Source organism: Mycobacterium lentiflavum (genome assembly GCF_022374895.2).
In the GTDB taxonomy this organism is placed as follows: Bacteria; Actinomycetota; Actinomycetes; order Mycobacteriales; family Mycobacteriaceae; genus Mycobacterium; species Mycobacterium lentiflavum.
Genome location: NZ_CP092423.2, coordinates 5,411,523 through 5,427,958 on the forward strand (window position 1 = coordinate 5,411,523; position 16,436 = coordinate 5,427,958).

Genomic DNA, 16,436 nt, shown 5'->3' on the forward strand with positions numbered 1-16,436 from the left:
GGCAGGTGGCCGCTATCGACCTGAACGCCGACTTGGGTGAGGGCTTTGGCGTCTGGAGTCTGGGCGATGACGAGGCGATGCTCGGAATCGTCACCAGCGCCAACGTCGCGTGCGGTTTCCACGCAGGAGATCCCGCCAGCCTGATGCGGGTGTGCCGATTGGCCGCCGAGCGTGGCGTGCGCATCGGAGCTCAAGTCAGCTACCGCGACCTGGCCGGGTTCGGCCGGCGCTTCATCGATGTCGCCGTCGAGGATCTCGTCGCCGACGTGGTGTATCAGATCGGCGCCTTGCAGGCGATCGCCTGCGCGGCGGGCTCGACGGTTTCCTACGTCAAACCCCATGGCGCGCTGTACAACACCATCGTGACCAATCACGAGCAGGCCGCCGCGGTGGCATCGGCGGTATCTCTGGCCGACGCCACGCTGCCGGTGCTGGGCATGGCGGGCTCGGCGTTCTTCGAAGAGGCCGCCCGCGTCGGATTGCACACCGTCGCGGAGGCTTTCGCCGATCGCGCCTACCAGCCGGACGGCCAGCTGGTTTCGCGCCGAGAGGCCGGCGCGGTGCTGGACGACCCGGCGGCGATCGCGCAGCGCGTGGTGACGATGGTGTCCTCCGGGCAGATCACCGCCGTCGACGGCTCCCCGGTTGCCGTGAGTGTGGAATCTGTTTGCGTGCATGGTGATTCACCCGGCGCGGTGCAGATCGCCACCGCGGTGCGCGACCAGCTCGAGGCCGCGGGCATCGACATCAGGCCGTTCTGCTGATGCGGCTCAAGCTCGGTCGGCCCGACATCGCGCGCTATTCGGATCGATTCGACGTGCCCGCCGCCGACCCCGGCGGCCTCTCGGCGACTTGGATGGGTGTGGCAACACTGCTGATCGACGACGGTTCGTCGGCGTTGATGACCGACGGCTATTTCTCGCGCCCGAGCCTGGCGCAAGTCGCGGCCGGCAGGCTCTCCCCGTCGGAAGTGCGGGTGGACGGTTGCCTGGCCCGGGCGAAGGTGTCGCGGCTGGCGGCCGTCATCCCGGTGCACACCCACATCGACCACGTGATGGATTCCGCACTGGTCGCCGACCGGACCGGGGCGCAGCTGGTCGGCGGCGAGTCCGCGGCCAACGTCGGGCGAGGCTACGGCCTGCCGGAGAACCGCCTGATCGTCGCGGTGCCGGGCGAACCAATCCGGTTGGGCGCCTTCGACGTAACGCTCATCGAGTCACACCATTGTCCGCCCGACCGGTTCCCGGGCGTGATCGACGCGCCCCTGGTGCCGCCGGTGAAGGCGTCGGCCTACCGCTGCGGCGAGTCGTGGTCGACGCTGATCCACCATCTGCCGTCGGACAAGCGACTGCTGATTCAGGGCAGCGCCGGCTTCGTCAGAGGCGCGCTGGCCGGACAGCGCGCCGAGGCCGTGTACCTATCGGTCGGCCAGCTGGGTCTGCGGCCGCGGTCCTACCTGCTCGACTACTGGGCCGAGACGGTGCAAGCGGTGGGGGCGCGCCGGGTGATCCTGATCCACTGGGACGACTTCTTCCGTCCGTTGTCAAAGCCATTGCGGGCCTTGCCGTATGCGAGTGACGACCTGGACGTCTCCATCCGGGTGCTCGATGAGCTGGCCGCACGCGACGGTGTCGCATTGCACCTGCCGACGGTGTGGCGACGCGAAAACCCTTGGATGGTTTAGGCCTTGGCTTTAACTGTTGCGCTGCTGCTGCTTGCTTTGGTCCTGGGGTTCGCCGTCGCGCGCCCGCGAGGATGGCCCGAGGCGCTGGCTGCCGTTCCCGCTGCGCTCATCGTGGTTGCGATCGGCGCGATCTCGGTGCACCAGGCGGCCCGGCAGGTCGCCGACTTGTCCGGGGTGGTCGCGTTCCTGGGCGCGGTGCTGGTGCTGGCCAAGCTCTGCGACGACGAAGGCCTGTTCGAGGCCGCGGGCGCCGCGATCGCCCGAACGCCGCGCGGCTCGCACGGACTGCTGCGCCAGGTGTTCCTCATCGCCGCCACCATCACCGCCGTGTTGAGCCTGGACGCCACCGTGGTATTGCTGACCCCGGTGGTGCTGGCCGCCGTGCGCCGGTTGCGAACTCCCTTGCGCCCCTACGCCTATGCCACCGCTCACCTCGCCAACGGCGCCTCGCTGTTGCTGCCGGTGTCCAACCTGACCAACCTGCTGGCGTTTCACGTCGCGAACGTCTCCTTCACCACGTTCACCCTTGCGATGGCGCTACCGTGGCTGGCCACGGTCACCACGCTTTACCTCGTCTTCCGCGGTTTCTTCGCCCGCGATCTGCGCGTCGCGCCCGATCCGGACCAACTCGCACCGGCGCCACGGCCGCCGGTGTTCGTGTTGGTGGTGGTGGCGCTGACCCTGGCCGGGTTCGCCTTCTCCGAGCCGCTGGGAGTGGCCCCCGCGTGGGTGGCGCTGGCCGGCGCCTCGGTGCTCGCGGTGCGCAGCCTGCGCCACCGGCACACCACGGTGGTGGAAATCCTTGGTTCGGCCCAGGTTTCGTTTCTGGTGTTCGTGCTGGCGCTGGGCGTCGTGGTGCAGGCGGTCACGCTGAACGGGATGGACCGCGTGATGTCGGCCGTGCTGCCGCACGGGTCGGGGCTGCCGGCGTTGCTCGCCATCGCCGCGGTCGCCGCCGTGCTGGCCAACGTCGTCAACAATCTGCCGGCCACGCTGGTGCTGCTGCCGCTGGTCGCCCCCGGCGGACCGGTCGCGGTCCTGGCGGTGCTGATCGGGGTCAACATCGGGCCAAACCTGACTTACGTCGGTTCGTTGTCAAACCTGCTGTGGCGGCGGGTGCTTCGCCAGCACGACGTCGAAGCCGGCGTCGGCGAATACACCCGCCTGGGTCTGTGCACGGTTCCCCCGGCTCTGGTGATGTCGGTGCTGGCGCTGTGGGGGTCGGCGCGGCTGCTGGGCCTCTAGACCAACGTCAGCGTCGTCCGGCGCAGGGTCCCGATCGGATGATCGACGCCAGTTCCTCACGCGACTGGGCCCCCACTCGCTGACAGGCCCGGTACACATGGCCCTCGACGGTGCGCACGGACATCACCAGCTGCTCGGCGATGTCCCGGTTGGACAGACCGGCCACCACGAGTTCGACGACGTCACGCTGGCGGCCCGACAGTTTGATACCCGTCGGAGTCCGCAGTGCCGGGGTGTGCAGCCCGCCGCATTCATCGGCTAACTCCCTGGCCAGTGCGGCGGCGTACATGCCGCGCCGATGGTGCTGGCCTTCGTCGAACGCGACGGACGCCTGCGCTGCCGCGTCGGCGGCGGTGGCCCGGTCACCGATCTCGCGGTAGGCCGCCGAGGCCGCGAGCAGGCCCTCGCCGTCCCCAGCGTGCAAGGCCGCCGCGTGTGCGGCGATGGCGGCGGCCAGCGGCAGCGACAACTCATCGGCCAGCTCCCGCGCCCGCGCGGCCTGCGAGGCGTCGCCCCATTGAGCCGCGGCCTGAATGCAGGCGAGCTCATGGGTGGGCTGGCCGCGATCGCGGGCCAGGCGCGCCGCCTCCTGTGCGCTCGCCACGGCCTCGGTCAGGTGGCCGCTTGCCGCCATCGCCCAGCCGTCGGCCAGCGCCAATGCGGTGTGCATGAACAGAAACTCCGGCGGCACGCACGAGCGCGCGGCTGCGACGGCATCATTGGCCTCGCCTGCCTGTCCGAGCTTGGCGTGGGCTTCGGCAAGCGCGAAATAGGTCGCCGGCCGTAATCCCGTTGTGACGGAGTGTATTTGCACTCCAGCAACCGCTTCGTGCACCAACCGGGCGGACTCCGCGACGGCGCCGCGGGCCAGCGCGGCGTTGCCCAACAGGAAGGAGAGGTTCGCGTAGGCCAGGCCGGGAATCTCGCGGGCCGAGTCGGCCAGTTGCCTTGCCGTGCTCACGAATTCGTCGATCCGTCCGACCAGCCGGCAAGCCCGGCCATAGACGGCGCCGAACCAATATCGCATGTGGGATGCCTGAAACGACGTCGTCGCGCGGCGCAGGGCCTGCTCCGCGATACCCGAGAGATCGTCGACCTGACCGAGCGCCCCCATCGCCATGATCAACGCAAGCGAGGCCATCATCGCGTGAAACCCAGGCAGTTCCGGGAAATCCAATGCGGCTCGGGCGTTTACGACCGCGATCTCGCAGCGCGCCGACACCGCGTCCAGGCATGCCTGCACCGCCAACCGCTCCGCCCGCTGCGCCGGCGTCTCGGGGCTTGCGGCCAGGCCAGCGAGAATCGGGACCGCGGCGTGCGGTCTGGCGAGCCACCAGATCAGGTTGGCCGCCCGCACCGTCGCCCAGTGGTGGCAGCCGGGCTCATCGTCGCAGGCCATCTCGCGCAACGCCGCCTCAGCGGGCTCGCCGCGGCCAAGCAGTACCAGGTTCATCGCCCGCACCTCGGCCGCTCCGGGCGCGCCGGCTTTCGTGGCGGCGGTGGCGAACCGGTCGGCCAGATCCAGATCGAGCAGCGTCATGGCGTGCCGCGCCGATTCCAGATACAGCCCGGGGTCGGGATCGAGATCCGACTCGAGCCGCAGCAGCGCGCGGCGCACGGTGGCCTGCATGTCGGCGTCGCCGTCGTCAGCCAACCGCGCCGCGAGCCGGCCACGGATTTCCGAGAGATACAGCTCGCCGGCGCTCGCGCGGCGCAGCTCCCCGAACAGCGGGTGGGCGAGCCGGGCCGTCAATCCGGCGGCGGTGCGTTCGATGCTCACCAGGCCCATCCGCTCGGCGGCAGCCACGTCGCTGCGGTCCACCACATCACAGAGCACGCCGATGGCCAGCGGCTCGCATTGCGACAACGTGTCGACCACCATCGCCATACCCGGGCTCAGGCGGCCCATCTGGCGTCCCAGCGTGTCCGACAGGCTCGCCGAAACCGCCACATCGCCGTCCCACATCCACACCCCGGCGGTTTTGCGCATCCGCCCGGCGGCCACCTGGTCGGCCACCAGCTGCCGCAGGAACAGGGCGTTTCCGCCGGTCAGCTTTTGGAAACGGGCCGCGCTGCGCGCATCGACGGGACCGTCCAGCCTGCTTTCGATGACCTCGCGGGTGGCCGCCGCCGAAAGAGGTTCAAGATCAAGCCGTTGTAGCAGCCCGTCCTTCCACAACGCCGTCACCGCATCGGGTTCGTCGCTGCCGGTGCGGATTGTGACCACCAGTCGCACCCCGCCCGACTGCGCCAGCTGATGGACGACGAGGGCAGACAATCCGTCCAGCAGGTGCGCGTCATCGACGCCTACTACGACCTTGCCTCGACGCTGTTGCGCGACAAACGAATTGATGACCCGCTGTACATCGGTCAACGGGTTCGACATCGCTTCACCCAGCGACCCGATGAACGCTCCGAGCGGCAGCGCGTGCGCCGAGTCGGTGCCGACGATCCATTTCGTCCGCTCCCCCGCCGCCGCGGCCCGCCGCAGCGCCTCGTGGGCCAGCCAAGTCTTGCCCACGCCAGCGGCTCCGGCGACTACCACGCCCGAGTGATTGCCTACCGCGCTGAGGGCGCGGCGAATGATCCCCAATTCACTGTCGCGCCCGGTCAACGGCTCAGCGCCGATCACTCGGCGACTATAACGGTGCGGCAGCATCGAATGGGCCGCTTTTGCCGACGTTTCGGTGGGCCGATGTGTAGTGGACACGTAACGGTCGGGTAGTCGACTACGCTGCCGCCGCCAGTCAGCCGCCATCAGCATGGCTTTCGTCAGATAAACGCTCAGCACAGGCGGTGGGCCATGGCGAAGATCGGAATTCACGCGGTGGTATTGGGAGCGAGCATGGCCGGTCTACTGGCCGCGCGCTCGCTCAGCGAGTTCTATGACGTGGTGACGGTGGTCGACCGCGACCCACTGCCCGACATCGGCGTACCCCGCCGCGGTGTGCCGCAGGGCAAGCACTTGCACGGCCTGCTGCCCCGCGGCGCGCAGGTCCTCGAGGAATTCTTCTCCGGCATCCTCGACGAGCTGGTCGTCGACGGCGCGCATTACGTCGACGGGCGGGATCTGTCACAGCTGTACTACGACGTGGGCGGGCACCTGATGGTGCGCACCGGCAGCGCCACCTCGTTCACCGCCTATCTCGCCACCCGGCCGTTCCTCGAGGATCACGTCCGCGCGCGGCTGCGCACGATCCGCAACGTCACGCTGCTCGACGAGCACGACATCGTTGAATTGACCTCGACAACCGACCAGCACCGCGTCAACGGGGCGCAGGTGGTCGACCGCCGGACCCGGGAAGACCGCACGCTGCACGCCGATTTGGTGGTCGACGCGACCGGCCGGGGCGCCCGCACCCCGGCGTGGCTGGACTCCCTGGGCTACGACCGACCGCGCGAGGACGAGGTCAGAATGGAGCTGACCTACGTCAGTCAGCCGCTGAGCATGGCACCGGATGCGCTGCACGAACTTGGCTTCGTCGTCGGGCCAGTGCCGGGTCGGCCGCGCGGGTTGGGAATCCTGCACTCGGAGAACGACACCTGGATGTTCACCGTTTTCGGACTTGCGGGTCATGGGCCGCACCCCGACCTGATGTCGATGTGCGACTTCGTCGAAGACTTCGCACCGCCGCACCTGCTGGCAGCGATTCAGGCCGCCGAACCCATCGGAGAACCCACCCGGCACCGTACGCCGTCCAGCCGGTGGCGCCGCTACGACAAGATGCGGCGATTCCCCCAGGGCCTGCTGGTCGTCGGCGACGCAATCTGCAGCTTCAACCCGATTTACGGCCAGGGCATGACGGTAGCCGCACTCGAGGCGTTGACGCTGCGCGATTGCTTACTCAGCGGCACAAGGGATTTGGCGCATCGATTCTTCCGGGCCGCGGCGGTGCCGATCCGCCAGGCGTGGGAACTGTCGGCCAGCCCCGACCTCTGCCTACCCGAAATCGTGGGTACGCCATCGTTGCTTACCCGGCTGCTCAATGCCTATGTCGATCGTGTGCTCACCGCCGCCGAATACGATCCCGACGCCGTCGATCAGTTCGTCCGAGTGACCGCGCTCGTCGACCCCGCCACCGCGCTACTGCGCCCGGGCATGCTGTGGCGGGTCGCCCTGGCCAACCGCCGCCGACAGCCAGTCGGCCAGCAGGCCAACGTGGGTCTCGGGCTGGCCGGCAACCTAGCCCGCTAGCCGCGGCGATAGGCCGGCGGTAGCGGTATGCCGAGGTCGGCCAGCACAGCGCGCAGCAGCGTCGGATAGTCGGTGATGATGCCGTCGACACCAAAGCCGATCTGGTCACGCATCGCCCCTGCGTCGTTGACGGTCCATGGAATAACCTTGAGCCCCAAGGCATGTGCATGATCAACATACGGCTTGCCGGTGACCAACGGGTATCTGGGCGAGACGATGTTGGCCCCCACTATCAGCGCCCCGATCATCGCATCCCCGACCGCTGTGGCATCGATGCCGGCCAGCCACGGCGAATCCGGCGCCCAGGTCTCCTCGTTGTACAAGGCCACCAACGGAATCGACGGTTCGGCCCGGTGCACCATCGGCAGGGTTCGCCAGTCGAAGCTCTGAATGTCGACGGAAGAGACCTTACCCGCCGACCTGACCGCGCCCAGAATTACGTCGACGAATTCCTGGGGCTCGGCCGATCGGCCCGGCCGGTCGGCCTCCACCTTCGCTTCGATGTTGTACCGCACCCCCAATGCATTGAAGGACCGGTAGGAGTCGACCAGCGCGAACACCTCCGGCAAGGTCGCTATCTTGTTGCCCCACAACACTTCAGCCCGGGGAAACTCGGTGAGCAGGCGACCGCAGTCCAAGGTGCGTAGCTGCGCCAGAGTGAGTTCGTGCACCAGCTTTCCGACGTACGGGTACTGCGGATCGGCGGCAATCGCGGGCCCCGTGTCCATGCATTTTTCGGCGTCGATCGTCGGATCGTGCCACACCAAGGGCTGCCCGTCTTTGGTGATGACGATGTCGAGTTCGAGTGTGCTGACGCCTAGTTCGAGTGATTTGGCGAAGGCACGCAGCGATTCCTCGGTGGTCTCACCACGACCGCCGCGGTGTGCCTGGAGATCGAAGTCGGGTGCTTGCGCCGCGGCCACCGGGAGCGACACCGGCAGCGGCACCAGCAGTGCGACAGCCGTCAGCACCGCGCCCAGGCGCGCGAGCCGGCCCGGCACCCCGGTTAACTCCTGCGCTGACGCGCGATTTCGGCGAGCACCACCCCGGCGGCCACCGAGGCATTCAACGATTCGGCATGACCGGCCATCGGTATCGACACCACCTGGTCGCAGTTCTGCCGCACCAACCGGGACAGGCCCTTGCCTTCGGATCCGACGACCACCACGATCGGGTCGGTGCCGTCCAGGTCGTCGACCACGGTGTCACCCCCTGCGTCCAATCCGATCACCCGCAGCCCACGGTCGGCCCAATTCTGCAGTGTTCTATTGAGATTGGTCGCGCGCGCCACCGGCAGGCGGGCCGCGGCGCCGGCGCTGGTGCGCCAGGCCACCGCCGTCACCGAAGCCGAACGGCGTTGCGGGATAACCACTCCGTGGCCGCCGAAGGCCGCGACCGAGCGGACGATTGCCCCGAGGTTTCGGGGATCGGAGATGTTGTCCAGCGCGACCAGTAGCGCCGGCGGCGACTGCAGTGCGGTCGTGAGCAGGTCGTCGGGGTGAGCGTAGTTGTACGGCGGCACCTGCAGCGCGATGCCCTGGTGTAGATGATTGGCGGTCATCTTGTCCAGGTCGGTGCGGGGCACTTCCAAGATCGCGATGCCCAAATCGGCTGCCCGGGCGACGGATTCGGTCACCCGCTCGTCGGCCTCGGTGCCCAGCGCGATGTATAGCGCCGTCGCGGGCACCCCGGCGCGCAGGCATTCCACCACCGGATTGCGGCCCAGTACCGTTTCGGTTTCGTCGGTGCGTTTGGCCGGCCGGCGTTGCTGCGGCTGGCCGGCACGCTTGGCAGCGGGATGGTTGGGGCGCAGGTGAGCGGGCGGCGTGGGACCACGGCCCTCCAAGCCGCGACGCCGTTGGCCACCCGAACCGACGGTCGGGGCCTTCTTGCTGCCGGACTTACGTATCGCCCCCTGGCGCCGCGAGTTGCCGGCCATCTACTCGTCCATCACTTTTCCGGACCGGCTTGCAGCTCCCACTGCGGCCCGTCGGCGGTGTCGGTGACCTCGATGCCGGCGATTTTGAGTCGGTCCCGGATCTGGTCTGCGAGAGCCCAATTACGCTCCTCGCGGGCTCGCTTGCGGCTTTCCAGCTCAGACTGAACCAGCACGTCGACGGCCGCGAGGGCGGCCGACGTCTCGTCGCGCGTTTCCCAGCGTTCGTCCAGCGGATCGCAGCCCAGGATGCCCATCATCGCGCGGATCGAGCCGGCGTGCCGCAGGGCACTTTCGTGGTCGCCGGCGTCGAGCGCCCGGTTGCCCTCGGCGCGGGCATGGTGGATCTCGGCCAACGCGATCGGCACCGCGAGGTCGTCGTCGAGTGCGTCGGCGAATCGCGGCGTCCACTCGCCGGGAACCACGCCCCCGACCCGAACCCGCACGCGGTGCAGGAAATCCTCAACTCCCACATAGGCTTTCACCGCATCCTGCAGGGCGGTATCGGAGAATTCGAGCATCGAGCGATAGTGGGCGCTGCCCAGGTAGTAGCGCAGTTCCGGCGGCCGCACCCGCTGCAACATCGCCGGAATGGACAACACGTTGCCCAGCGACTTGCTCATCTTCTCCCCGCCCATCGTCACCCAGCCGTTGTGCAGCCAGTAGCGGGCGAACCCATCCCCGGCCGCGCGGCTCTGGGCGATTTCGTTCTCATGATGAGGGAACACCAAATCCATTCCACCACAATGGATATCGAACTCGGGACCCAGATAGGTGCGCGCCATCGCCGAGCATTCCAGGTGCCAGCCCGGGCGACCGCGGCCCCACGGCGAGGGCCATGAGGGCTCCCCTGGCTTTTCGCCCTTCCACAGGGTGAAGTCGCGCTGGTCGCGCTTGCCGGTCCCCGCCCCCTCGCCCTGGTGGACGTCATCGATCTTGTGACCGGACAGCTGTCCGTACTCGGGGTAGCTGAGCACATCGAAGTAGACGTCACCGGCGGCGGCATACGCGTGACCATTTTCGATCAGGCGTTCCATTAATTCGACCATCTGGGTGATGTGGCCGGTGGCTCGCGGCTCCGCCGACGGCGGCAAGACGTCCAGGGCGTCGTAGGCCGCGGTGAAGGCGCGCTCGTAGGTCGCCGCCCATTCCCACCATGGCCGGCATGCTGCGGCGGCCTTGGCGAGGATCTTGTCTTCGATATCGGTCACGTTGCGGATGAACGCGACGTCATAGCCGCGCGCCATCAGCCAGCGCCGCAGGATGTCGAAGGCCACGCCGCTGCGGACGTGGCCGATGTGCGGCTGGCCCTGCACGGTGGCGCCACACAGGTAAATGGACACGTGCCCCTCGCGCAGCGGAACGAAATCACGCACAGCGCCGGCGGCGGTGTCGTGTAGCCGCATGGCGGGGCGATCGGTCACGACGTGCCAGCTTACCTGCTACTTCAGATCGGCCTGCCGCAGCTCGCGGGGGCTATCCGTCGGCGACGACGAGGGCCGTCGCGATCGCGGCCACACCCTCACCCCGCCCGGTCAGGCCCAGCCCGTCGGTGGTGGTGGCCGAGACCGATACCGGCGCCCGCAGCAGATCCGACAGCAGTTGCTGCGCCTCGGCGCGGCGCGGGCCGATCTTTGGCCGATTGCCGATCACTTGCACGGCGGCGTTGCCGACCCGAAACCCGGCCTCCGACACCAGCTCGACGACGTGGCGCAGCATGTCGGCGCCGCTGACGCCCTTCCATCGCGGGTCATCGACGCCGAACACGCCACCGATGTCGCCCAACCCGACCGCCGACAACAGGGCATCGCACAACGCGTGCGCGGCGACGTCACCGTCGGAATGGCCTGCGCAGCCGTCGGTGTCGGGAAATAGCAGACCCAGCAACCAACAGGGCCGTCCGGGCTCAATCGGGTGTACGTCGGTACCCAGGCCGACCCGCGGCAACTCGTTCACCGGCGCACGATCGCTTGGGCCAGCAATAGATCCAGCGGGGTGGTGATCTTGAATGCCAGCGGGTCGCCGTCGATCACCTGAACCTGGCCGCCGACGTACTCCACCATGGACGCGTCGTCGGTGAAAACCGCGCCCGCCGCTGCCTGGTACGCACGCAACAACAGGTGGGTGGCGAACCCTTGCGGCGTCTGCACCGCCCGCAGCCCGGCCCGTTCCGGCGTGCCCAGAACCACGCCGTTGGCATCCACGGCCTTGATGGTGTCATGCAGCGGCAACGCGGGGACCACAGCGCCGTGACCGGCCCGCAGCGTGTCCACCACCCGCACGATCAGCTCCGGCGGCGTCAACGCCCGCGCCGCATCGTGAACCAGCACAAAATCCGGTTCGCCGGGCAGGGCGGACAACGCCCGATCGACCGATTCGGTGCGCCCGGCTCCGCCGGCCACGACGGTGGCCTGGCTGCCTAGAGCTTGCTTGGCCTGGTCGACGCGATCGGCGGGCACCGCCGCAATGACATGGCTAACGACGCCCGAATTCAGCAGGCCCGCAACGGCCCATTCGAGCAGAGTGCGCCCATCGAGTTCGCAGAATGCCTTCGGGATACCGGCGCGCAGCCGTTCCCCCGACCCCGCGGCCGGGACCACTGCGACAACTGTGCCCCCGACCACCTGAGCTCAGGGCCTTCAGGAAGCTGCGGCCAAAACCTCGTCGAGAATGGTCTCCGCTTTGGCGTCGTCGGTGCTCTCCGCGAGCGCCAACTCGCCGACCAGAATCTGGCGGGCCTTCGCCAGCATGCGCTTTTCGCCCGCGGACAGGCCGCGTTCCTGGTCGCGACGCCACAGGTCGCGGACAACTTCGGCAACCTTGTTGACGTCGCCGGAAGCAAGCTTTTCGAGGTTGGCCTTGTAGCGCCGTGACCAGTTGGTGGGCTCTTCCGTGTGGGGAGCGCGCAACACCTGGAAGACCTTGTCCAGGCCTTCTTGTCCGACGACGTCGCGCACGCCGACGTACTCGGCGTTGTCGGCGGGAACTCGAACGGTCAGGTCACCCTGCGCAACTTTCAAGACGAGATACTCTTTTTGCTCCCCTTTGATGGTGCGGGTTTCGATCGCCTCGACTAACGCAGCACCGTGGTGTGGATAAACAACGGTGTCGCCGACCTTGAAGATCATCAGATTCGAGCCCCTTTCGTTACCTCAGTCTAACACGGCGGTCCAACACACGCGAAGCAACAGTGCAGGTCAGGGGCTCAACGCGCGCTGAATAGGGGTTGACAGACGGACGAAGACGTGCAATAGAACACATTAGCAATGCCTGGTCTTGGCCCCGGCACTGCCCTGCCACCGGCGCTGCGGTGCAGGTCTTGCTACCTGCGCTACCGCTTAAACGTGGTTCCTACTACTGTGCATAGTTGCACGCGTCATCGTGCCGCGACTTGCTCTGAACAGCCAGACCGAGCCCAGGAGGCATCGAGTGAACCGCTTCAAGACCAGCCTCGCGGTCGGCCTTCGCGCCCGAATGGTCCTCGTTGGCCTGGCCGCCCTGGTCGCCACCGTGCTCACCGGGTGTGGCGCCGGACAGATCTCGCAGATGGCCACCCAGGAGCCCGCCATCAACGGCAACAAGGTCACGTTCAACAACGTGGCACTGCGCGACATCCGCATCCAAGCCGTGCAGACCGGCGACTACCTGCGCCCGGGTAAGAACGTGGACCTGGTGCTGGTAGCGGTGAATCAGTCCCCCGATGTCGAGGACCGGCTGCTGGGCATCACCAGTGACATCGGCACGGTGACGGTGACCGGCGACACTCGCCTGCCCGCCAGCGGCATGCTGTTCATCGGCACGCCGGAAGGCCAGCGGGTGGCACCGGGCCCGCTCAACCCCAACAGCGCGGCGAAGGCATCCGTCAACTTGGCCAAGCCCATCAGCAACGGCCTGTCCTACAACTTCACCTTCACCTTCGAGAAGGCCGGCCAAGCCAGCGTGCAGGTGCCGATTTCGGCCGGGATGGCTCCGCCGGAGGTCTAACCGGCCGTGTCACACCGGGTCTTGTCGGCCCAGCCGGATACCGTCATGACGTGGCTAATGCGCGCTCACAATTCCGTTGCTCGGAGTGCCAACACGTCACCGCCAAATGGGTTGGCCGCTGCGGAGAATGCGGCACCTGGGGCACCGTCGATGAGGTGACCGTGCTCAGCGCGGTGGGCGGCCGTCGTGCGCCGAGTCGGACGTCGCAGGCCGTTCCGATCAGTTCCGTCGAAGCGGGCGCCAGCCAGCACCGCGCGACGGGCATCGACGAACTCGACCGCGTCCTCGGTGGCGGCGTGGTGCCCGGTTCGGTCACGCTGCTGGCCGGCGATCCGGGCGTCGGTAAATCGACGTTGCTGCTCAAGGTCGCCCACCTGTGGGCGCAGTCCGGGCGGCGCGCGCTGTACATCTCCGGCGAGGAGTCCGCGGGCCAGATCAGGCTGCGCGCGGACCGCATCGATTGCGGTAGCGACGAGCTCTACCTGGCCGCCGAATCCGACGTGCACACGGTGCTCGAGCACATCGCGACGGTCAAGCCCGCGCTGGTGATCGTCGACTCGGTGCAAACCATGTCCACCGCCGGGTCCGACGGCGTCGCCGGCGGGGTCACGCAGGTGCGCGCCGTGACGGCGGCGCTGACAGCAGCGGCCAAGTCCAACGGCGTGGCGCTGATCCTCGTCGGCCATGTCACCAAGGACGGCGCGATCGCCGGCCCGCGCTCGCTGGAACACCTCGTCGACGTCGTTCTACATTTCGAGGGCGACCGCAACGGCTCGCTACGGATGGTCCGCGGCATCAAGAACCGATTCGGCGGCGCCGACGAAGTCGGATGTTTCACGTTGCACGACAACGGAATTGAGGGTGTTGCCGACCCATCCAACCTGTTCTTGGATCAACGGCCCGCCCCGGTGCCCGGCACCGCGATCACCGTGGCGCTGGACGGCAAACGGCCGCTGATCGGCGAAGTCCAGGCGCTGCTCGCCACGCCGAACGCCGGCTCACCGCGCCGCGCGGTCAGCGGGATCGACCACTCCCGCGCCGCGATGATCACCGCCGTGCTGGAAAAGCACGCCAAGCTGCCACTGGCCGCCAACGACATCTACCTGTCCACCGTGGGCGGCATGCGGCTGACCGATCCGTCTTCAGACCTCGCCGTCGCCATCGCGCTGGCTTCGGCCCTGGCCGACCTGCCGCTGCCCACCACCGCGGTGATGATCGGCGAGGTCGGCCTGGCGGGCGATCTGCGCCGGGTCAGCGGCATCGACCGGCGCCTGGCCGAAGCGGCCCGGCAGGGATTCACCATCGCCCTGGTTCCGCCCGGGTGCGAGGCAGTTCCGCGGGGCATGCGCGCACTGAGTGCGCCCACCATCGGGGCGGCGCTGCAGCACATGATCGACATCGCCCACGACCGCCCCGTCGAGCCCCCGGGACCCAAACGGCTATACATTGCGACGCCATAAGCCCTGGCGTAGCAGAATGACAGGCTGTGACGCGTCCGACGCTACGTGAAACAGTCGCCCGCCTGGCACCGGGCACCGGGCTCCGGGACGGCCTGGAGCGCATCCTGCGCGGCCGTACCGGTGCGCTGATCGTGCTCGGCCACGACGAGAACGTCGAGGCCATCTGCGACGGCGGGTTCGCCCTCGATGTCCGATACGCCCCGACGCGACTACGCGAGCTGGCCAAGATGGACGGCGCCGTCGTGCTGTCCACCGACGCCAGCCGGATCGTGCGGGCCAACGTGCAGCTGGTGCCCGATCCGTCGATCCCCACCGACGAGTCGGGCACCCGGCACCGCTCGGCGGAGCGCGCCGCGATCCAGACCGGCCACCCGGTGATCTCCGTCAGCCACTCGATGAACATCGTCACCGTCTATGTCGGCGGGGAGCGGCACGTGCTGGCCGATTCCGCGACCATCCTGTCGCGGGCTAACCAGGCCATCGCGACCCTGGAGCGCTACAAGACCCGCCTCGACGAGGTCAGCCGGTTGTTGTCGCGCGCGGAGATCGAAGACTTCGTCACGCTGCGCGACGTGATGACCGTGGTGCAGCGACTCGAGCTGGTCCGCCGCATCGGGCTGGTGATCGACTACGACGTCGTCGAACTGGGCACCGACGGACGCCAGCTGCGGCTACAGCTCGAGGAGCTGCTGGGCGGCAACGACACCGATCGGGAGTTGATCGTGCGCGACTACCACGCCAGCCCCGAGCCGCTGTCCGATGTGCAGATGATCGCGACGCTGGACGAGCTGGACGCGTTGTCGGACACCGAGCTGCTCGAAATCACTTCGCTAGCAAAGGTTTTCGGTTATCCGACGACGACGGAGGCGCAGGATTCGGCGCTGAGCCCGCGTGGCTACCGCGCGATGGCCGGTATCCCCCGGCTGCAGTTTGCCCACGTCGACCTGTTGGTCCGCAACTTCGGGACGCTGCAGGGTCTGTTGGCGGCCAGCGCCAACGACCTGCAATCGGTCGACGGTATCGGCTCGATGTGGGCCCGCCATGTGCGAGAAGGGCTGTCGCAGCTGGCGGAGTCGACGATCGCCGACCCGCTCAACTAGCCCGCGGGCGACGGACCGGGAGCTGCCCCGGGCGGAGCCTCGGGCTGCGGCACCGCCGGCTGACCCGGAACCGGCCCCGGCGGGGGCGGCGGCTGGTTCAGAATGAACGGCACCGCGAGCGAGCGCAGGTTGCCCAGCTGAACGACGAGGTTGTAGGTGCCCGGTCCGATCGCCGGGCGCGGCAGCGGGCAGTGCGGCGAGGATCCCATCCCCGTCCACGTCACCGCCGTCGTCACCTGCTCGCCGGGCGTGAAGGTCTTGACCAGGGTCTCGTTGGACGGCGCGCAGTCCAGGTTGGACCACAGCCGCTTGTTGTCCAGCGAGTACACGTAGGCGGCCAGGACGGCGGCGCCGACGTCACGCTTGCACGCCACCAGGCCGATGTTGGTGACGACCATCGTGAACTTCGGCTGGTCACCGATGAAGTACTGCGGCGCGTTGGTCAGGCCCTTGACGGCCAGCGTCGAGTCGGGGCAGTCGTCGCCCTCCTTGAGCACCGGCGGCGGCTGCACCGCGGCGGTCGGGGTTGGCGACTCCGGATTCTGGCCCTGGGGGCCCGGCACCGGGCCGACGCCCTCCTGCCCCGGCGGGGGCGGCGCTTGCGGCGGGGGTGCTGCCGGGGTGCTTTGACCCGGGCCGGCCTTGTTGACGCTGGCAGGCTTGGCGCCCGCACTGTTGCCCATAAAGGCGATGACAATCGCGACAGCGATGCCGATCACGACGACCGCGATCCCCAGGGCCAGCCCCCTGCGCCGCCAATAGATCTCCGTGGGTAGCGGGCCACGCGGTTCCAGATCCAGCACGGTCACACAATAAGTCCAGGTCACGCCGA

General features: G+C 68.2%; 15 protein-coding genes. 7 read left to right on the forward strand and 8 right to left on the reverse strand.

Translation table 11 applies throughout. The features are described from left to right. Window positions 1–5: 5 nt before the first annotated feature. The 3 genes from MJO58_RS25215 to MJO58_RS25225 are packed head-to-tail and all read left to right on the forward strand — an operon-like array spanning window position 6 to window position 2,929. A complete protein-coding gene (locus MJO58_RS25215) occupies window positions 6–764 on the forward strand; it encodes a LamB/YcsF family protein (protein WP_090607304.1) in 759 nt (252 codons plus the stop codon). Continuing rightward, window positions 764–1,684 carry an MBL fold metallo-hydrolase gene (locus MJO58_RS25220; RefSeq protein ID WP_239721350.1) on the forward strand — a complete coding sequence of 307 codons (921 nt, stop codon included), beginning with the start codon at window positions 764–766 and terminating at the stop codon, window positions 1,682–1,684. The genes MJO58_RS25215 and MJO58_RS25220 overlap by 1 nt, the downstream gene beginning before the upstream one ends. 3 nt (window positions 1,685–1,687) lie before the next feature. Next, window positions 1,688–2,929, forward strand: coding sequence for an SLC13 family permease (locus MJO58_RS25225; protein ID WP_090607310.1), 1,242 nt, complete (start codon window positions 1,688–1,690; stop codon window positions 2,927–2,929). A 7-nt stretch (window positions 2,930–2,936) separates the two neighbouring features. Here MJO58_RS25225 and MJO58_RS25230 read toward each other — a convergent pair whose 3' ends face one another. Further along, complete coding sequence (locus tag MJO58_RS25230) at window positions 2,937–5,561, reverse strand: helix-turn-helix transcriptional regulator (protein WP_239721351.1); 2,625 nt, start codon at window positions 5,559–5,561, stop codon at window positions 2,937–2,939. A 171-nt stretch (window positions 5,562–5,732) separates the two neighbouring features. Here MJO58_RS25230 and MJO58_RS25235 point away from each other — a divergent pair, with 171 nt between their 5' ends. Beyond that, window positions 5,733–7,124, forward strand: a complete 1,392-nt coding sequence (locus MJO58_RS25235) for an FAD-dependent oxidoreductase (protein WP_239721352.1) — start codon at window positions 5,733–5,735, stop codon at window positions 7,122–7,124. Here MJO58_RS25235 and MJO58_RS25240 read toward each other — a convergent pair. The 6 genes from MJO58_RS25240 to carD are packed head-to-tail and all read right to left on the reverse strand — an operon-like array spanning window position 7,121 to window position 12,188. Continuing rightward, window positions 7,121–8,125 carry a glycerophosphodiester phosphodiesterase gene (locus tag MJO58_RS25240; RefSeq protein WP_434086271.1) on the reverse strand — a complete coding sequence of 335 codons (1,005 nt, stop codon included), beginning with the start codon at window positions 8,123–8,125 and terminating at the stop codon, window positions 7,121–7,123. The genes MJO58_RS25235 and MJO58_RS25240 overlap by 4 nt on opposite strands. A 5-nt stretch (window positions 8,126–8,130) precedes the next feature. Next, window positions 8,131–9,063 carry a 23S rRNA (guanosine(2251)-2'-O)-methyltransferase RlmB gene (gene rlmB, locus MJO58_RS25245; protein WP_090607321.1) on the reverse strand — a complete coding sequence of 311 codons (933 nt, stop codon included), beginning with the start codon at window positions 9,061–9,063 and terminating at the stop codon, window positions 8,131–8,133. A gap of 11 nt (window positions 9,064–9,074) precedes the next feature. Continuing rightward, window positions 9,075–10,484, reverse strand: a complete 1,410-nt coding sequence (gene cysS, locus MJO58_RS25250; RefSeq protein ID WP_239721353.1) for a cysteine--tRNA ligase — start codon at window positions 10,482–10,484, stop codon at window positions 9,075–9,077. 52 nt (window positions 10,485–10,536) lie between these two features. Continuing rightward, window positions 10,537–11,016: a 2-C-methyl-D-erythritol 2,4-cyclodiphosphate synthase gene (ispF, locus tag MJO58_RS25255; RefSeq protein WP_090607326.1), complete on the reverse strand. Its 480-nt coding sequence runs from the start codon at window positions 11,014–11,016 to the stop codon at window positions 10,537–10,539. Then, window positions 11,013–11,684 (reverse strand): 2-C-methyl-D-erythritol 4-phosphate cytidylyltransferase, encoded by a 672-nt coding sequence (gene ispD, locus MJO58_RS25260; protein WP_239721354.1) that lies wholly within the window; start codon window positions 11,682–11,684, stop codon window positions 11,013–11,015. The genes ispF and ispD overlap by 4 nt, the downstream gene beginning before the upstream one ends. Before the next feature lie 15 nt (window positions 11,685–11,699). Beyond that, window positions 11,700–12,188 (reverse strand): RNA polymerase-binding transcription factor CarD, encoded by a 489-nt coding sequence (carD, locus tag MJO58_RS25265; RefSeq protein ID WP_007166539.1) that lies wholly within the window; start codon window positions 12,186–12,188, stop codon window positions 11,700–11,702. A 346-nt stretch (window positions 12,189–12,534) separates the two neighbouring features. Between carD and MJO58_RS25270 the strand changes: the two genes are divergently transcribed. The 3 genes from MJO58_RS25270 to disA are packed head-to-tail and all read left to right on the forward strand — an operon-like array spanning window position 12,535 to window position 15,604. Beyond that, window positions 12,535–13,044, forward strand: coding sequence for a copper chaperone PCu(A)C domain-containing protein (locus tag MJO58_RS25270; RefSeq protein WP_090609634.1), 510 nt, complete (start codon window positions 12,535–12,537; stop codon window positions 13,042–13,044). A gap of 50 nt (window positions 13,045–13,094) precedes the next feature. Beyond that, window positions 13,095–14,504 carry a DNA repair protein RadA gene (radA, locus tag MJO58_RS25275; RefSeq protein ID WP_090607332.1) on the forward strand — a complete coding sequence of 470 codons (1,410 nt, stop codon included), beginning with the start codon at window positions 13,095–13,097 and terminating at the stop codon, window positions 14,502–14,504. Between the two features lie 26 nt (window positions 14,505–14,530). After that, entirely contained in the window at window positions 14,531–15,604 is a 1,074-nt protein-coding gene (gene disA, locus MJO58_RS25280) for a DNA integrity scanning diadenylate cyclase DisA (RefSeq protein WP_090607335.1), read from the forward strand. Here the strand turns inward: disA and MJO58_RS25285 are convergent. Then, window positions 15,601–16,407 (reverse strand): hypothetical protein, encoded by an 807-nt coding sequence (locus tag MJO58_RS25285; protein ID WP_090609635.1) that lies wholly within the window; start codon window positions 16,405–16,407, stop codon window positions 15,601–15,603. The genes disA and MJO58_RS25285 overlap by 4 nt on opposite strands. Window positions 16,408–16,436 lie beyond the last annotated feature (29 nt).